This window comes from Streptomyces liliifuscus, assembly GCF_016598615.1.
Taxonomy (GTDB): Bacteria; Actinomycetota; Actinomycetes; order Streptomycetales; family Streptomycetaceae; genus Streptomyces; species Streptomyces liliifuscus.
Genome location: NZ_CP066831.1, coordinates 8,723,297 through 8,738,120 on the forward strand (window position 1 = coordinate 8,723,297; position 14,824 = coordinate 8,738,120).

A 14,824-nucleotide genomic window follows, 5' to 3' on the forward strand; every position below is an offset into this window, starting at 1 on the left:
GTATGTCACGTCGGGGGTTCGCGGCGGCCGCGGCGGTCGGGCTGTCGGGACTCGTGACGGCGGGACTGGCGGTGGCGGCGGAGCTCTCCGGGGGTGACGGGTCGGGTGGCGACTCCGGCGACGACGCCCGGCCCCGCGGGCGCCGGGCTCCGGGAGGCGAGCTGCGCGGCATGTGGCTGGCGACCGTCGCGAACCGTGACTGGCCCTCGAAGCCCGGGCTGACCGCGGACCGGCAGCGCACCGAACTGCTCGCGCACCTCGACCAGGCGGTGGAGCGCCGGCTGAACGCGGTGATCTTCCAGGTGCGGCCCACGGCCGACGCGCTGTGGCCCTCGCCGTACGAACCCTGGGCCCAGTGCCTCACCGGCGTCCAGGGCAGGGCCCCCGGCTGGGACCCGCTCGGCACCGCGGTGAAGGAGGCCCACGCGCGAGGTCTGGAACTGCACGCCTGGTTCAACCCGTACCGGATCGCCAACCACACCGACCCGACGAAGCTCGTCGCCTCGCACCCCGCGCGCAAGCACCCCGACTGGGTCGTGCCGTACGGCGGCAAGCTGTACTACAACCCGGGGCTGCCCGAGGTCCGCACGTTCGTCCAGGACGCGATGCTCGACGCGGTGGAGAAGTACGCCGTGGACGCCGTGCACTGGGACGACTACTTCTATCCGTATCCGGTCGCGGGCCAGGTCTTCGACGACGACGACGCGTATACCGCGTACGGCGACGACTTCGCCGACCAGGCGGCCTGGCGGCGGAACAACATCGACCGGTTGGTGCTGGAGACGGCCGCCCGGATCAAGAAGGTCCGGCCGGGCACGAAGTTCGGGGTCAGCCCGTTCGGGGTGTGGCGCAACGCCACGACCGACTCGCGGGGCTCGGACACCCGGGCCGGCGTGCAGACGTACGACGATCTGCACGCGGACACCAGGAAATGGGTCCGGCAGGGCTGGATCGACTACATCGTCCCGCAGCTCTACTGGAACATCGGCTTCGCCGCCGCGGACTACGCGAAGCTGGTCCCCTGGTGGGCGGAGGCCGCGCGCGGCAGCAGCACGAAGCTGTACGTCGGTGAGGCGCTCTACAAGGCCGGTGACCCCGCGCAGTCCGCGGCCTGGCAGGACGTGGCCGAACTGTCCCGGCACCTCACCCTCGCGCGGAACCATCCGGAGGTGCGCGGGCATGTGTTCTTCTCCGCCAGGGAAGTGGCGGCCGACAGCATCGGAGCCATGGCACGCGTGGTCGCCGACCACTACAAGCAGCCGGCGAAGCCCGCGCGCAGGGCCTAGTGGGCCGTGTCCTCGTGGTGCTGGACCACGCAGTCGGGGCCGGGTGACATCAGGGTCTCGTGGCCGTCCTCGAAGCGGACCCGGTAAGGGGGGCTGCCCTTCTGTCCGAGTACCTCGATGACTTCCGCGACCCGGTCGTGCTGCCCGACGATCCTGCCGTGCACCAGCAGATGGTCGCCTACGGTTGCTTGCATCTGTAGGGCCTCCTCGTTCCGCACGGGAGTAGCGGTTGGTGGCCGTAAGTCTACGGCGGGTGACACGGGTTGCTACCGGCTCGTACGGGCCGGTCAACCCCGGGCCCGTTGGGTGACGGCGATGCAGACGAGCACGGCCGCGGCCGTCAGCGGTGCGGCCGGTGTCAGGTGCTCGCCCAGGAGCAGCACCGACCACACCAGTGTGAGCAGCGGCTGGGCCAACTGCAACTGGCTGGCCTTGGGGATGCCGATCGCCGCCATACCGCGGTACCAGACGACCAGACCGACGAACTGGGAGCCCGCCGCGACCCACAGCAGTCCGGTCACGCTGTGCGCGGTCAGCTGGACGGGCTCGTACGACAGCGCGATCGCGGCCACGGGCACGGTGACCGGCAGGCAGAGGACCAGCGCCCAGCCGATGACGTGCCAGCCCGGCATCACGCGGGCCAGCCGGCCGCCCTCCGTGTATCCCGCGGCGCAGACCAGCAGGGCCGCGAAGAGATAGGCGTCCGCGCCGGTCAGCGCGCCGCCGCTCTGCTGCACGGTGAACGCGATCACCGCGGCCGCGCCCGCGAAGGCCGCGACCCAGAAGGTGCGCGAGGGGCGGGTGCCGACGCGCAGGGCCGAGAACAGGGCCGTCGTGAGGGGGAGCAGCCCGACGACGACCGCTGCGTGGGCGGTGGTCGACGTCCGCAGGGCGAGGGTCGTCAGCAGCGGGAAGCCGAGCACGACTCCGGCGGCGACGACGGCCAGGCCCGCCCAGTGCCGGCGGCCGGGGAGCGGTATCCGCAGGGCGAGCAGGCAGCCGCCCGCGATGACGGCCGCCAGGACGGTCCGTACGGCGACGAGCGACCAGGGGCCGAACCCCTCAAGACCCCAGGCGGTGGCCGGGAAGGTGAGGGAGAACGCCGTGACGCCGAGGGCGGCCTGGAGGGTGCCGGCCCTCGCGGCGGAGCCCCGGCCAGTGGCGGGCCGGCCGGATCCGGGGGCGACGGGCACCGCTATCGCGGTCTGCGCAGTAGCGCTATCCTGTGCTCTCATGCAAGAGCGTAGCAGTGTCGGTGATCTGGCGAATCAGCTGAGAGGCGAGCTGAACCGCTACTCTCCAGGTGGAAAGCTGCCGTCGAGCCGGGCTCTCGTCGAACGGTTCCGGGTGAGTCCCGTGACGGTGTCCCGGGCGCTGGCTCAGCTGGCCGCCGAGGGGCTGGTGGTCACGCGGCCCGGAGCGGGGGCGTTCCGGGCCGCGCCGCGCGATGCCGCGCCGGCCGTCGGGGACACCTCCTGGCAGGAGGTCGCGCTGAGCGCGGACTCCGCCGCCGAACTCGTACCGCGCACGGTGGACGCCTCCGCGGTGCTCGCCACGCTCTCCGTCCCGCCGCCTGGAGTCGTCGAGTTCAACGGCGGCTATCTGCACCCCTCGCTCCAGCCGGAGCGGGCGATGGCCGCCGCCCTGTCCCGGGCCGGCCGTCGTCCCGGCGCATGGGGGCGTCCGCCCGTGGAGGGGCTGCCGGAGCTGCGCGAGTGGTTCGCGCGGGGCATCGGCGGTGCCGTCACCGCCGCCGAGGTGCTCATCACGGCGGGCGGCCAGTCCGGGCTGACCACCGCGCTGCGCGCGCTCGCCCCGCCCGGCGCCCCGGTCCTCGTCGAGTCGCCCACCTACCCCGGCATGCTGGCGATCGCCCGCGCCGCCGGACTTCGGCCCGTGCCGGTGCCCGTGGACCGGGACGGTGTGAAACCGGAGCTGCTCGCCGACGCACTCAGGGCGACCGGGGCCCGCGTCTTCGTGTGCCAGCCGCTCTTCCAGAACCCCACCGGCGCGGTGCTCGCCCCCGAGCGACGAGGCGAGGTGCTGCGGATCGCACGCGACGCGGGCGCGTTCGTCGTCGAGGACGACTTCGTACGCCGACTCGTGCACGAGGACTCGGGGCCGCTGCCGCGTCCGCTGGCCTCGGAGGACCCCGACGGAGTCGTCGTGCACGTCTGCTCCCTCACCAAGGCGACCTCGCCGAGCTTCCGGGTGAGCGCGCTGGCCGCCCGCGGGCCCGTACTCGAACGACTGCGGGCGATCCAGGTCGTCGACACCTTCTTCGTGCCGCGCCCGCTCCAGGAGGCGGCCCTGGAACTCGTCGGCTCGCCCGCCTGGCCGCGGCATCTGCGTGCCGTCGCGACCGAGCTGAGGAACCGCCGCGACACGATGACCGCCGCGCTCCGGCTGAACCTCCCCGAACTCGCCCTGCCCCACATCCCGTCCGGCGGCTACCACCTGTGGCTGCGCCTCCCCGACGGCACGGACGAACAGGCCCTGTTCACCGCCGCGCTCCGCTCGGGCGTCGCCGTCACCTCGGGCCGCCCCTACTTCAGCGCCGAACCCCCGGCCGCACACCTCCGGTTGAGCTTCGCGGCGGTCGCGGGAACGGCGGAGATCACGGAGGGCGTGCGGAGACTGCGTGTGGCATATGACGAGGTCAGCCAGGCTTGAACCGGTCCCGGCGCGCGAAGGGCGCCGGGTCTCCGGTGACCCACTGTCCGTGAGCATTCTGTGATCGCCGTCGAATGGCTCTTGACCTGCAGAGTCCCTGCCTCCACCATCGCCGCATGCATGTTCGGTGCACGCTGATCGCCGCTGCCCGCAGCTCCGCGCTGCTCGCCGAGCGCTTCGACGACGACCGGCCGCTGGACCAGGCGGGCTGGGGTGAGGTGCAGCGCGTCGCGCACGCGCTGGTGCCGTTGGCGGCGGCCGAACTGCGGTACTGCTCGCCGACGCCGCGCAGCCGGGCCACCGGTGACGCGCTGGGTCTCGCGCCGCTGGCCCAGCCCGCTCTGCGGGACTGCGACATGGGGCGCTGGCGCGGGCTCACGCTCGGCGAGGCGATGGCCCGCGAACCCGAGGCCGTGGACGCCTGGCTCGCCGACCCGTACTCCGCGGCGCACGGCGGAGAGTCGCTGGTGGGGTTCATCCAGCGGGTGGGCGGCTGGCTCGACACCCGCCCGGCCGACGACGGGGGGCGCATCGTCGGCGTGGCCGAGCCCGCCGTCGTACGGGCCGCGCTCGTCTACGCCCTGAAGGCCCACCCGTCGGCGTACTGGAACCTCGACGTCCGCCCGTTGTCGACGGTCACGCTCACGGGTCGGGCCGGGCGTTGGAACCTCCGGTTCGAGGCTCAGTCCGAACGGCTTTAGCGCAGCCCTGGTTCGCGCTCGGAGGTGTGCTCGGGTTCCCGCTCGGAGGCTTTCGGCTCGGAGGCGGGCCCGGGGTCCCGTCCGGTGTCCCGCGTGTAGTCCGTCGTGAGGAGCAGGTCCTTGGTGGGGCCGCCCACCCGCCACACCGTCCGCCAGTGGTCCGCGTCGCGCACGGTGAACTCGCCGCGGTAGAGGTCCGCCGCGCACGGATGGTCGGTGACGTGGTGCCCGGAGGTCAGGTCCAGGTCGTGGAAGGGGCGGCCGTCGGCGAACCGTACGTCGGCCCGGCCGGCCCCGTCGCCGTCCGCCAGGAACCGCAGGGTGCGCTCGGCGGGGCGGGCCACGTCCTGCCACACGAAGGTGCCCGACTCGTGGTGGAGCAGCCCGGCCTCGTCGTCGAGCGGCTCGAACACCGTCGCCCCGCTGAACGAGCCCCGGGCCCCGCTCGCGAGATCCCGCACCGAACGCTCCACGCGCCAGCCGCCCGCCAGATACGCCAACACATCGGTCACCGGCCAGTATTCGGACATCCCCTCCGCCTCCCCGGCCTCTCCTGTGCAACCCATTGACGTGCTCCTGCCCTCTACCTATCTTGCCGTTCGAAGTATTGATCAGTGTCCGATATTCCGAACGTGCTGACCTCGCTTGCTGAACCCCTCTAGAGCCGCGGAGGATCCATGTCACGCACCCGCACCCGCTGGAGACTCTCCCTCACGGCCACCGCACTGCTGGCCGCGTCCTTCCTCGTCCCGGCCCCGGTGAACGCAGCCGCCGAGGACACCACCGACTACGCGATCACCGTCGACCCGAGGACCGCGGGCGCGAAGATCGACGACACGATGTACGGCGTCTTCTTCGAGGACATCAACCGGGCGGCGGACGGCGGTCTGTACGCGGAGCTCGTGCAGAATCGGTCCTTCGAGTACTCGACGGCCGACAACCGCTCGTACACGCCGCTCACCTCCTGGGCGACCACCGGCACCGCGAAGACCGTGGACGACGACGGCCGGCTGAACGCCCGCAACCGCACGTACCTCGCCCTGGACGGCGGCTCGTCCGTCACCAACTCCGGCTACAACACCGGGATCTCGGTCGAGAAGGGCAAGGTCTACGACTTCTCGGTCTGGGCCCGCACGGAGGGCAGGTCGGCGCTCACGGTCACCCTCCAGGACGCCGACGGCGAACTCTCCGAGGCCAGGCGCGTGACCGCCCGCGGCGGCTGGGCCAAGTACACGGCCCGCTTCACCGCCACCCGTACCAGCGCCACCGGCCGACTCACGGTAAGCACCGGCAGCCCGGTCGCGCTCGACATGATCTCGCTGATCCCGCGCGACACGTACAAGGGTCACGGTCTGCGCAAGGACCTCGCCCAGAGGATCGCCGCCCTGGACCCCGCCTTCGTCCGCTTCCCGGGCGGCTGCCTCGTCAACACGGGCTCCATGCAGGACTACAGCGAGTCCTCCAACTGGGAGCGCAAGCGCTCGTACCAGTGGAAGGACACCATCGGCCCCGTCGAGCAGCGGGCGACGAACGCCAACTTCTGGGGCTACAACCAGAGTTACGGGCTGGGCTACCACGAGTACTTCCAGTTCTCCGAGGACATCGGCGCCATGCCGCTGCCCGTCGTGCCCGCGCTCGTCACCGGCTGCGGCCAGAACAGGGCCGTCGACGACGACGCGCTCCTCAAGCGGCACATCCAGGACACCCTGGACCTCATCGAGTACGCCAACGGTCCCGTGACCAGTGAGTGGGGCAGGAAGCGGGCGAAGGCGGGCCACCCGAAGCCGTTCCATCTCACGCACCTCGCGGTCGGCAACGAGGAGAACCTGCCGAACGAGTACTTCGAGCGCTTCAAGCAGTTCCGCGCGGCCATCGAGGCGAAGTACCCGGACATCACCGTCGTCTCCAACTCCGGCCCTGACGACAGCGGTTCGACCTTCGACACGGCCTGGAAGCTCAACCGGGAAGCGAACGTCGACATGGTCGACGAGCACTACTACAACAGCCCGGCCTGGTTCCTCCAGAACAACGACCGCTACGACTCGTACGACAGGAACGGGCCCAAGGTCTTCCTCGGCGAGTACGCCTCGCAGGGCAACACCTTCAAGAACGCCCTCTCCGAGGCCGCGTTCATGACCGGCCTCGAACGCAACGCGGACATCGTGAAGCTCGCCTCGTACGCCCCGCTGCTCGCCAACGAGGACTACGTGCAGTGGCGGCCCGACCTGATCTGGTTCAACAACCACGCCTCCTGGAACTCGGCCAACTACGAGGTCCAGAAGCTCTTCATGCGCAACGTCGGCGACCGGGTCGTGCCCTCGACCGCGACCGGCACACCCTCGCTGAACGGGCCCATCACGGGCGCGGTCGGCCTGTCGACGTGGGCGACCACAGCCGCGTACGACGATGTGCGGGTGACCGGCGCGGACGGCACCGCGCTGCTCAGCGACGACTTCTCCGGTGACGCCTCCAAGTGGACCCACACGGGCGGCGGCAGCTGGAGTGTCCAGGACGGGCAGTACGTGCAGAGCGACGAGGCGGCCGAGAACACCATGGTGTCCGCGGGCGACCCGGCCTGGCACGACTACGACGTGCATGTGAAGGCCACCAAGAAGTCCGGCAAGGAGGGCTTCCTCGTCGCCTTCGGCGTCAAGGACACCGGGAACTACTACTGGTGGAACCTCGGCGGCTGGAACAACACCCAGTCGGCCGTCGAACAGGCCGTGGACGGCGGCAAGTCGACGCTCGTCTCCAAGGCCGGGTCCATCGAGACGGGCCGCGCCTACGACATCGACATCAAGGTGCGAGGCCGCCAGGTGACCCTCCTCCTCGACGGCAAGGAGTGGGGCAGCTTCACCGACGACAAGCCGGCCGAGCCGTTCCGCCAGGTGGTCACCAAGGACAAGAAGACCGGTGACCTGATCGTCAAGGTGGTCAACGCCCAGGCGGCGGACGCCCGTACGGCGATCGACCTCGGCGGCGCGAAGGTCCGCCCGAAGGCCGCGGTGACCACGCTGGCCGCCGCGCCCGACGCGGTGAACACCGAGACGGAGGCGCCCGTCGCACCGGTCACGTCCACGTTCTCCGGAGTGGCCGACAGGTTCACGTACACGTTCCCGGCGAACTCGGTGACGTTCCTGCGGATCAGGAAGGGGTGAACCGGCGGGCGGCTCAGGTGCCGAAGTACGCCTGGGCCGCCCGTACTCCCTCCGCCAACTGCTCCACTTCCTCAAGGGTGTTGTAGACGTAGAAGGTCGCCCGGGTGGTGGCCGGGACGCCGTAGCGGCGGACGATGGGGCGGGCGCAGTGGTGGCCCGTGCGGACCGCGACACCGCGGTCGTCGAGGACCTGGCCGACGTCGTGCGGATGGATGCCGTCGACGGCGAAGGAGACCGCCGAGCCGCGATCCTCGGTGCCGCGCGGGCCGATGATGTGCACGCCCGGGATCTCCTGGAGGAGTTGAAGGGCCCGCGCGGTGAGGACGTCCTCGTGCGCGGCGACCTCGTCCATACCGAGAGCCCTCAAGTAGTCGACGGCCGCGGCCAGTCCGACCGCCTGCGGGGCCATCGGGACGCCCGCCTCGAACCGCTGGGGCGGCGGCAGAAACGTCGCACGGTCCATCTCGACCACCTCGATCATCGAGCCGCCGGTGAGGAACGGCGGAAGATCCGCGAGGAGTTCGCGCCGGCCCCACAGCACGCCGACGCCGTTCGGGCCGAGCATCTTGTGTCCGGAGAAGGCGAGGAAGTCGGCCCCCAACTCCCGTACGTCCACGGGCCGGTGGGGCACGGACTGGGCGCCGTCGACCACCACCAGTGCCCCGACGGCATGCGCGCGGTCGGCGATCAGCCGTACCGGATTGAGGGTGCCGAGGACGTTCGACTGATGGGTGAGGGCGACGACCTTCGTCCGCTCGTCGAGGAGTTCGTCGATACGGGACAGGTCCAGGCGGCCCTCGTCGGTGAGCCCGAACCAGTCCAGGGTCGCGCCGGTGCGCTCCGCGAGCTGCTGCCAGGGGACGAGGTTCGCGTGGTGCTCCATCTCCGTGACCACGATCCGGTCGCCCGCGCCGATCCGGTCGGCGTTGCCCAGCCCGTACGCGACGAGGTTGATGCCCTCCGTGGCGTTCTTGGTGAACACGACCTCGTCCTCGTCGGCACCGACGAAGTCCGCGATCGTGCGTCGCGCGTTCTCGTACGCCTCCGTCGCCTCGCCGGCCAGCTGGTGGGCGCCGCGGTGCACGGCGGCGTTGTGCCGGAGGTAGAAGTCCCGTTCGGCGTCGAGGACCTGGAGCGGCTTCTGCGTGGTGGCCCCGGAGTCGAGGTAGACGAGCCGGGCACCGCTGTCCACCGTCCGTCCAAGGATCGGGAAGTCCTTGCGGAGCGCGTCCACATCGAGGGCCACAGTGATTCACCTCTCACGGTTTCTCAGGTCGTTCGGCGTGAGGAACGCTAGGCATTCTCACGGAGAATCGCAAGCGTTAACATGAGACCGTGGATCACGAGGCCCCTCATTACCTGCACCACCTGCAGGTCCCCGGCGAGGAGCGCTATGTCTCGCTCGCCCTGGTCAACACGCGTTTTACGCTGAGTCACGGCCCGGTCGACCTGCTCGACGGCACAGAGGCCGCGCACCTGTGGCTCGTACGGCACGAGCTGCTGCCGGACCGGGTCGCGCTGAACGGGCGGCAGGCGGGCAGGCTCCTCGGGCTGCGGGAGGCGTCACGAGCGCTGTTCGGGGCGCGGGCGGTCGGCGCCGTACCGCCCGGGGAGAGTCTCGACACCCTCAACTCCGCTCTGGGGGCGGCCCCTTCGACGCCACGGCTCGCCTGGACGTCCGACGGGCCGCACCGCGCCGACGAGCCCGACACCGGCAACCCGGCCGCGGCCGCCCTCTCCCTCCTCGCCGAGGACGCCACGGAGCTCCTCACCGGAACCGAGGCCGAACAGCTTACGGAATGCGCGGCCCAGGGCTGCGCCCGCTGGTTCCTCCGCTCCCACGCGGCCCGCCGCTGGTGCACGACTAAGTGCGGCAACCGGGTGCGGGCGGCCCGGGCCTATGCGGCACGCAAGGTCCGCTGAGGGTCCCGCGACTCCTGAGTCTCAGCCGTCCCCACCCCGGTCCACAGCCCCCGCCGGCAGCAGCGTCGTGAACAGCGGTGACGGCGGCAGCCCCAGTTCCGTGTCGAGCAGGGTCGCGAAGGCCCGGTACGTGCGGATCGCCTCTGCCGTGTTGCCTTCGGCCAGATGCACCGCCACCACCGCGCGATGGCCACTCTCCCTCAAGGGCTCCACACGAACGCTCTCCAGGGCGGCCTTGAGCGCCGAGGCGTGGCTGCCGCCGGCCAGGAGGCGGGAGGAGAGGGCGTCCAGGGCGTGAAGGCGGAGCTGGCGGAGGCGTTCGCGTTCGAAGTGGACCCAGCCGTCGTCCCAGCCTGGGAGGAGGTCGCCACGGAAGAGCAGGGCAGGTGGTACGTCGGGACCGGCGTCGTCCAGGGCCCGGGCGTCCACCGTCACGGATTCCGCGAGGGCCAGCATGTCGCCGCGGCTTCCCACGACCAGCGGCGGTGAGCGCCAGTCCCGGTGCAGCCGCCACAGCGTGGTCCGCAGACTGCCGTGAGCGCGTTCCTCCGAGACCTCGGGCCACAGCGTCCCGGCGAGGACGGTCCGGGTGGCGTGCCGGTACAGGCCGAGGTAGGCGAGCAGCCGCCGGGCACTCGCGCTGACCTCGACCGGACCGTCGTGCTCGAGCCGGAAACGGCCCAGCAACTGCACTCGCGGGGCCGTCTCCGTGCCCGCCTGGTTCACGCGCCGCGGGCGATGGTGCGCGCGGCGGCGAGGACCCCGGCGGCGTAGCCCTCGACGCGGATGGTGTCGCGGGGCCCTGGAGCGGGTGTGACGGTGAGGGACGTATCGCCGTCGGCGACGTCCACCGAGGCGCGGGGGCGGCCCGCGACGAACACGTCGACACGGTCAAGTCCCTTGGTACCGATGCGGAGCGTGGCGCCGTCGCGGGTCGCGGTGAGCCGGAACGCGGGCAGGGCCGCAAGGATCCCTCCCGCCCTGGCCAGCAGGTCGGTGTTGTCGTGCAGCACGTCGTCGCGGGTCATCCGGTGGCGGATGTCCGGGGTCACGCCGAGGTCCTCCACGGGCGTCCCGGCCAGTGCGCCCACCCGGACCGTACGGCGGATCGAGACCCGCATGTTGGCCCCGCCGGGCAGCTCCCGGTAGGGCGAGGCGGTGTCGGCCGGGTCGGGCACCTCGAAGAGAGCCTTGAGCAGGCCGTGGGTCCACACGTTGGCGCCGCCCGCACCGGTGTTGTCGTCCACGCCGAGGACGGGACCCACGCCGTGGTCCTGGAATCCGGCGGAGAGGATGTCGGTGGCCGAGTAGCAGCGGGCGTTGATGATCAGGACCACCGGGCCCTGGTACTGCTGCCCGATCGTGTTGGCCCTCCCCTCCGGCGTGATGGGGAACGTGGCGGAGAAGGACGCCCCGGTCTCCACCGCCTGCTCCAGGGAGGCGAACCAGGGACCCAGGTCGATCTGCCGGGTCGGGTTGGCGGCGTGACGGCGGCACAGCCGCAGGTTGAGCGGGGTGCTGATGAACTGCGTCGGCTCCGGCACGATCCGGCGCGGAGTGAGGGTCTGCAGCAGGAACTCGGAGGCGAAGATGTGTCCGCCGCCGTTGTCCCGCACGTCCAGCACCAGCCCGTCCTGGGGTATCAGCCCCAGCAGCCGCACGAACTCCACGACGAAGGCGTCCGGGTCGTTGGTGTTGAACGTGAAGATCCGGATGTGTCCGAAGACCCCGGACGGGGTCTGCACCGCCCGGGCCCGGAAGAAGCCGGGCAGGGCCGTCGGGATGTCCTGACCGGCGTCCGCGGGCTCGGTCGTCAGCTCGTGGTCCGTGGGTCCGCCGGCCCGCTCCAGCTCCACCACGTCCGGCACGAAGAGCAGCTTGGTCGCGCGGCTGATCTCGTCGCCGACCAGGTCGAGGCCCTGCGCGACGGCCGCGGCGCTCAGGCCGTCGGCGTCGACATAGGGAGGCAGGTTGTCGGTGACCTGCCAGGGCAGGCGCAGCTCGCCCGGGTCGCCGTCGGTCCCGGTGCAGCCGATGTCGACCCAGTCCTCGTCCGGCGGCAGGTGCATGACCAGCGGGCGGATGGTCAGGGACTGCAGGCCCCGGGAGCGCCGGGCGGCCGGGTTGCTCCCGGCGAAGCGGTCGCCGGCCAGGTCGACCGCGCGCTCCATGGGTACCCCGTTCCAGTGGTGGATGACCACACCGGGCCCGAAACCGGGGGCGGCGAAGTCGCGGACGACGTGCGTGACGATGTACCGAGGGCCGTTGAGGTCGTGGTACTCCTCGACGCGGAACGGCAGAAAGGCCACCTTTCCCGCGAAGGGCGCCGGCAGTAGATAATTGGTGTGCAGGTCGCGCACCGAGTGGAACACCGAGGACAGGGCCGCGTGGAAGCGCCACTCGGGGTCCATGGTCTGCTCGGTCTGCCGCCCCAGCCGGGTGAGCAGCAGCCGCAGTCGCTGCACCGGGTTCACGGCGTGCATGGCCGTCTTCAACGGCAGATGGACATAGTTGTCCTCGAAGAGGACCAGTGCCTGCTCGGTGAGCGTACGGCGGTCCTCCAGGGTCAGTGCGCCGTTGGTGCCGTCCAGGAAGTCGGACAGGTCCATCGTCTTCATCGCGTCCCCCGTCGTCTGGTTGCCCGTCCGGATGCGCCGGGCGTTCTCCAGGTGAGCAGAGCGGGGGAGCGGGCGGGACGGCCGTGTCGCGAACTACCTACCCTTTGCGCAGACTTGACACCTCGGAGTCATGCGGAGTGATGTGCGTCGATACGCCACGTCATACGAACTCCAGCTGAGTTTCCGCCGAAAGCCGCGGATCCGCTGCGAACGCGTACACCGTCACCAGTCTCGGCGCGGTCTCGGCGACCAGCCGGAAGACCGCCCGCCCGGACTTCAGCCGTACGGCGGCCACGCGGGCGTCCGTGTCGGGGCCGAGCAGGGTACCTCCCGTCGAGCGGAGGAAGACCTGGTCGGTGTGGCCACGGCCCTTGCGGAGGGTGCCGTCCGGGGCCGTCTTGCGGACCGTGATCGTGCAGAAAGCGGTGCCGTCCGCGGGGAGTTGGGGCATGCCGTCGGCGGGGTGCCGGGAGGGGGCGTCGACCTCCAGGGTCAGGACGGCCCCGGTGGCGGCCGTGTCGCTCAGGAACGCGGAGACGGCCTCCTCGGGGGTCAGTGGCAGGGGGGCGCGGTGGCTGGTTTCCAGGCCACGAAGTCGGCCGTCGGTGTGGATCTCGTACGACCCCGGACCGGCCGTGAACTCCGCCGACGGCAGCGCACTCAGGTCCCGGACGACGTCCTCGCCGTTCCGGGTCAGGGCTATCCACGTGTGGTCCTCGGCACGAGCCACCACGGTGTTCTCGTCGGCGTCGAGCTCTACCGGGAGGGCGGCAGGGGCGGTGGGCTCGGGAGGCTGGATCGGTGGGGGCTCTTCCACGGCGGGTCGCCTTTCAGGATTCGAAGTCGAGGAGGAGGCCGTGCAGTTGGAGCTCGCCGGTCCCGCCGCCCCATGCGTAGAGGTGGTACGAGTAGGCGGTGTTGTCGACGAGGTGGGCGTTCTGTTCGCGGGCCACCGTCATGGAGCGTCTGATCGGGGTGTTCGCCGAGGTCCCGATGCTGTCGCCGGTGAGGTACAGGCTGGTGGTGTCGGCGGGGTCGAGGGAGCTGCGGCCGAGGAGAATCAGCAAACTGCCGGAGCCGCTGGGTACGACGGCCTGGTAGGCCAGGGTGCCGAGCCTGGCCCTTTGGGGCAGTCGGAGCGGCAGGATGCCCACGGCGCTGACGCCCGCGGGTTTGCGGGCGAACAGCTTGGGCCCCGACGACCCGACCTCCCAGGCAGGGTTTCCCGTGATCGCCGGGAACACCGGGGAGAGCGACATGTACCGGGTCGCCGGACCGACGTCCAGAAACGGCCGCCGCTCCTCGATCTCCCCGACCTGGATCACCGCGCCCCCCGCCGCCCGGTTGAGCACCCCGAGCGGCGTGAAGAAGTGCCCGCCCGGTGCGCCCGGCAGCGCGGTGCCGCCCTCGACGACCCGGACCGTGAACTCGCGCTTGAGCCGTACGGCGGTCTCCACCCCGATCACCGGATTGACGATCTCCCCGTCCTCGGCCTGCCCCACCTCGCGCTCCCACACGTCGAGATAGACCAGGTCGGAGCGGGCGGCGGCGGGGGTGGTGAGCGCTGGGAGAACGGCCACGCCGTCCTTGGCAGCCTTGGCAGGATCCGTCCACGGCTGGCTGCCGTAGTCGAGCCAGCGCGGCTGGATCCGCACCGGGCGGCCCGCGACGATCGCCGGGCCGGCGAGGAAGAAGAAGTTGTTGGCGGTGTTCGTCGGCCACAGCCGGAACGAGTGGTCAGCGCTGCCCGGCAGTCGAGCGACCCCGTCCCGGCCCACCGCCGCCAGCCCGTCGTACACCTCCTGCCGGATCACGTCGTTCTGTTCGTTCCAGTCCGCGTCCACCAGCGGCACGCCCTGCTGCAGGCGCACGCCGACGTAACTCTTCTCCGGGCGGAAGGTGTTGCGCGAGAAGTTGCCCATCGTGTTCCTCCCGGTCAGAAGGTGAGCCGCAGGGTGCGCTGCAGACTGAAGCCGGCCTGCATGTCGATGCGCGGATGGATGCGGTGGTTGACCAGCACACCGGAGCCCGCCGCGCCGGTGCCGCCGCCGAAGACACCGAACTCGCGCAGCGACCAGGTGGCCGGCCCGCCGGGGATGTCGGCGGTGGTGAACTGGGCCGTGATCTCGAGCCGGTTGGTGAACGCGCCGCCCACAAAAGTGATCTGACCTGCCGTCAGGGACTGGCGGGCGGTCTCGGTGTAGAGCTGGCTGCGGGTGCGGCGGGCCGCCTCCGGCGGGACGGCGCCGGCGTCCCAGGACGGGTCACCGGTGCCGACCGCCCAGTGGGTGAGCCGGGCGCCCTGCGGATCGCCCTTCATCAGCGCGGCCAGCAGTCTGCGCAGCCCGTCCAGGATCAGGTTCTGCCGCCAGTCCCGGCACCAGACCTGCCGCCCGGAGGCGTCGACGAGCACGTCACGGTACCGGCCGGACGGGCCCTGGAGAGACTCCTCGTCCATGGGGTTC

Annotated in this window: 13 protein-coding genes and 1 pseudogene; 5 read left to right on the forward strand and 9 right to left on the reverse strand. The window is 71.2% G+C overall.

What is annotated here, in order from left to right; all coding sequences use genetic code 11:
* The first annotated feature begins 2 nt into the window (after nucleotides 1–2).
* On the forward strand, nucleotides 3–1,286 hold the full coding sequence (locus tag JEQ17_RS37590; RefSeq protein ID WP_456115146.1) for a glycoside hydrolase family 10 protein: 1,284 nt from the start codon (nucleotides 3–5) through the stop codon (nucleotides 1,284–1,286).
* Here JEQ17_RS37590 and JEQ17_RS37595 read toward each other — a convergent pair.
* Complete coding sequence (locus JEQ17_RS37595; RefSeq protein WP_200399407.1) at nucleotides 1,283–1,480, reverse strand: DUF1918 domain-containing protein; 198 nt, start codon at nucleotides 1,478–1,480, stop codon at nucleotides 1,283–1,285. The genes JEQ17_RS37590 and JEQ17_RS37595 overlap by 4 nt on opposite strands.
* Before the next feature lie 93 nt (nucleotides 1,481–1,573).
* Nucleotides 1,574–2,521: a DMT family transporter gene (locus tag JEQ17_RS37600; RefSeq protein WP_200399408.1), complete on the reverse strand. Its 948-nt coding sequence runs from the start codon at nucleotides 2,519–2,521 to the stop codon at nucleotides 1,574–1,576.
* Here JEQ17_RS37600 and JEQ17_RS37605 point away from each other — a divergent pair.
* Both JEQ17_RS37605 and JEQ17_RS37610 read left to right on the forward strand, forming a co-directional pair.
* Nucleotides 2,520–3,959 carry an aminotransferase-like domain-containing protein gene (locus tag JEQ17_RS37605; RefSeq protein WP_200399409.1) on the forward strand — a complete coding sequence of 480 codons (1,440 nt, stop codon included), beginning with the start codon at nucleotides 2,520–2,522 and terminating at the stop codon, nucleotides 3,957–3,959. The two genes, JEQ17_RS37600 and JEQ17_RS37605, sit on opposite strands and share 2 nt — an antisense overlap.
* A gap of 116 nt (nucleotides 3,960–4,075) precedes the next feature.
* Nucleotides 4,076–4,660 carry a histidine phosphatase family protein gene (locus JEQ17_RS37610; protein ID WP_200399410.1) on the forward strand — a complete coding sequence of 195 codons (585 nt, stop codon included), beginning with the start codon at nucleotides 4,076–4,078 and terminating at the stop codon, nucleotides 4,658–4,660.
* Between the two features lie 86 nt (nucleotides 4,661–4,746).
* Here JEQ17_RS37610 and JEQ17_RS37615 read toward each other — a convergent pair.
* Nucleotides 4,747–5,190, reverse strand: a pseudogene (locus JEQ17_RS37615) (DUF6314 family protein); the annotation flags it as partial.
* A 147-nt stretch (nucleotides 5,191–5,337) separates the two neighbouring features.
* On the opposite strand from JEQ17_RS37615, the gene JEQ17_RS37620 reads away from it, so the two are divergent.
* Complete coding sequence (locus JEQ17_RS37620) at nucleotides 5,338–7,818, forward strand: alpha-L-arabinofuranosidase C-terminal domain-containing protein (protein ID WP_200399411.1); 2,481 nt, start codon at nucleotides 5,338–5,340, stop codon at nucleotides 7,816–7,818.
* 13 nt (nucleotides 7,819–7,831) lie between these two features.
* On the opposite strand, the gene JEQ17_RS37625 is transcribed toward JEQ17_RS37620, so the two are convergent.
* Nucleotides 7,832–9,064 carry a cysteine desulfurase gene (locus JEQ17_RS37625; protein WP_200399412.1) on the reverse strand — a complete coding sequence of 411 codons (1,233 nt, stop codon included), beginning with the start codon at nucleotides 9,062–9,064 and terminating at the stop codon, nucleotides 7,832–7,834.
* A gap of 89 nt (nucleotides 9,065–9,153) precedes the next feature.
* Between JEQ17_RS37625 and JEQ17_RS37630 the strand changes: the two genes are divergently transcribed.
* Nucleotides 9,154–9,741, forward strand: a complete 588-nt coding sequence (locus tag JEQ17_RS37630) for an ABATE domain-containing protein (protein ID WP_200399413.1) — start codon at nucleotides 9,154–9,156, stop codon at nucleotides 9,739–9,741.
* A 21-nt stretch (nucleotides 9,742–9,762) separates the two neighbouring features.
* Here JEQ17_RS37630 and JEQ17_RS37635 read toward each other — a convergent pair whose 3' ends face one another.
* The 5 genes from JEQ17_RS37635 to JEQ17_RS37655 all read right to left on the reverse strand — a co-directional run bounded on the left by JEQ17_RS37635 (nucleotide 9,763) and on the right by JEQ17_RS37655 (nucleotide 14,817).
* The gene (locus JEQ17_RS37635; protein ID WP_200399414.1) at nucleotides 9,763–10,467 is read right to left on the reverse strand and encodes an AfsR/SARP family transcriptional regulator; all 705 of its coding nucleotides are present in this window, start codon (nucleotides 10,465–10,467) and stop codon (nucleotides 9,763–9,765) included.
* Nucleotides 10,464–12,359 carry a S41 family peptidase gene (locus JEQ17_RS37640; protein WP_200399415.1) on the reverse strand — a complete coding sequence of 632 codons (1,896 nt, stop codon included), beginning with the start codon at nucleotides 12,357–12,359 and terminating at the stop codon, nucleotides 10,464–10,466. The genes JEQ17_RS37635 and JEQ17_RS37640 overlap by 4 nt, the downstream gene beginning before the upstream one ends.
* Before the next feature lie 160 nt (nucleotides 12,360–12,519).
* On the reverse strand, nucleotides 12,520–13,176 hold the full coding sequence (locus JEQ17_RS37645) for a hypothetical protein (protein WP_200399416.1): 657 nt from the start codon (nucleotides 13,174–13,176) through the stop codon (nucleotides 12,520–12,522).
* A 13-nt stretch (nucleotides 13,177–13,189) separates the two neighbouring features.
* Complete coding sequence (locus tag JEQ17_RS37650; RefSeq protein ID WP_200399417.1) at nucleotides 13,190–14,281, reverse strand: hypothetical protein; 1,092 nt, start codon at nucleotides 14,279–14,281, stop codon at nucleotides 13,190–13,192.
* A gap of 14 nt (nucleotides 14,282–14,295) precedes the next feature.
* Nucleotides 14,296–14,817 carry a hypothetical protein gene (locus tag JEQ17_RS37655; protein WP_200399418.1) on the reverse strand — a complete coding sequence of 174 codons (522 nt, stop codon included), beginning with the start codon at nucleotides 14,815–14,817 and terminating at the stop codon, nucleotides 14,296–14,298.
* Nucleotides 14,818–14,824 lie beyond the last annotated feature (7 nt).

Bases quoted from the DNA above. Each gene is read 5' to 3' on its own strand.
- JEQ17_RS37605 (WP_200399409.1), top strand. From the start codon at position 2,520: ATGCAAGAGCGTAGCAGTGTCGGTGATCTGGCGAATCAGCTGAGAGGC.
- JEQ17_RS37655 (WP_200399418.1), bottom strand. From the start codon at position 14,817: ATGGACGAGGAGTCTCTCCAGGGCCCGTCCGGCCGGTACCGTGACGTG.
- JEQ17_RS37595 (WP_200399407.1), bottom strand. From the start codon at position 1,480: ATGCAAGCAACCGTAGGCGACCATCTGCTGGTGCACGGCAGGATCGTC.
- JEQ17_RS37640 (WP_200399415.1), bottom strand. From the start codon at position 12,359: ATGAAGACGATGGACCTGTCCGACTTCCTGGACGGCACCAACGGCGCA.
- JEQ17_RS37600 (WP_200399408.1), bottom strand. From the start codon at position 2,521: ATGAGAGCACAGGATAGCGCTACTGCGCAGACCGCGATAGCGGTGCCC.
- JEQ17_RS37620 (WP_200399411.1), top strand. From the start codon at position 5,338: ATGTCACGCACCCGCACCCGCTGGAGACTCTCCCTCACGGCCACCGCA.
- JEQ17_RS37610 (WP_200399410.1), top strand. From the start codon at position 4,076: ATGCATGTTCGGTGCACGCTGATCGCCGCTGCCCGCAGCTCCGCGCTG.
- JEQ17_RS37650 (WP_200399417.1), bottom strand. From the start codon at position 14,281: ATGGGCAACTTCTCGCGCAACACCTTCCGCCCGGAGAAGAGTTACGTC.
- JEQ17_RS37590 (WP_456115146.1), top strand. From the start codon at position 3: ATGTCACGTCGGGGGTTCGCGGCGGCCGCGGCGGTCGGGCTGTCGGGA.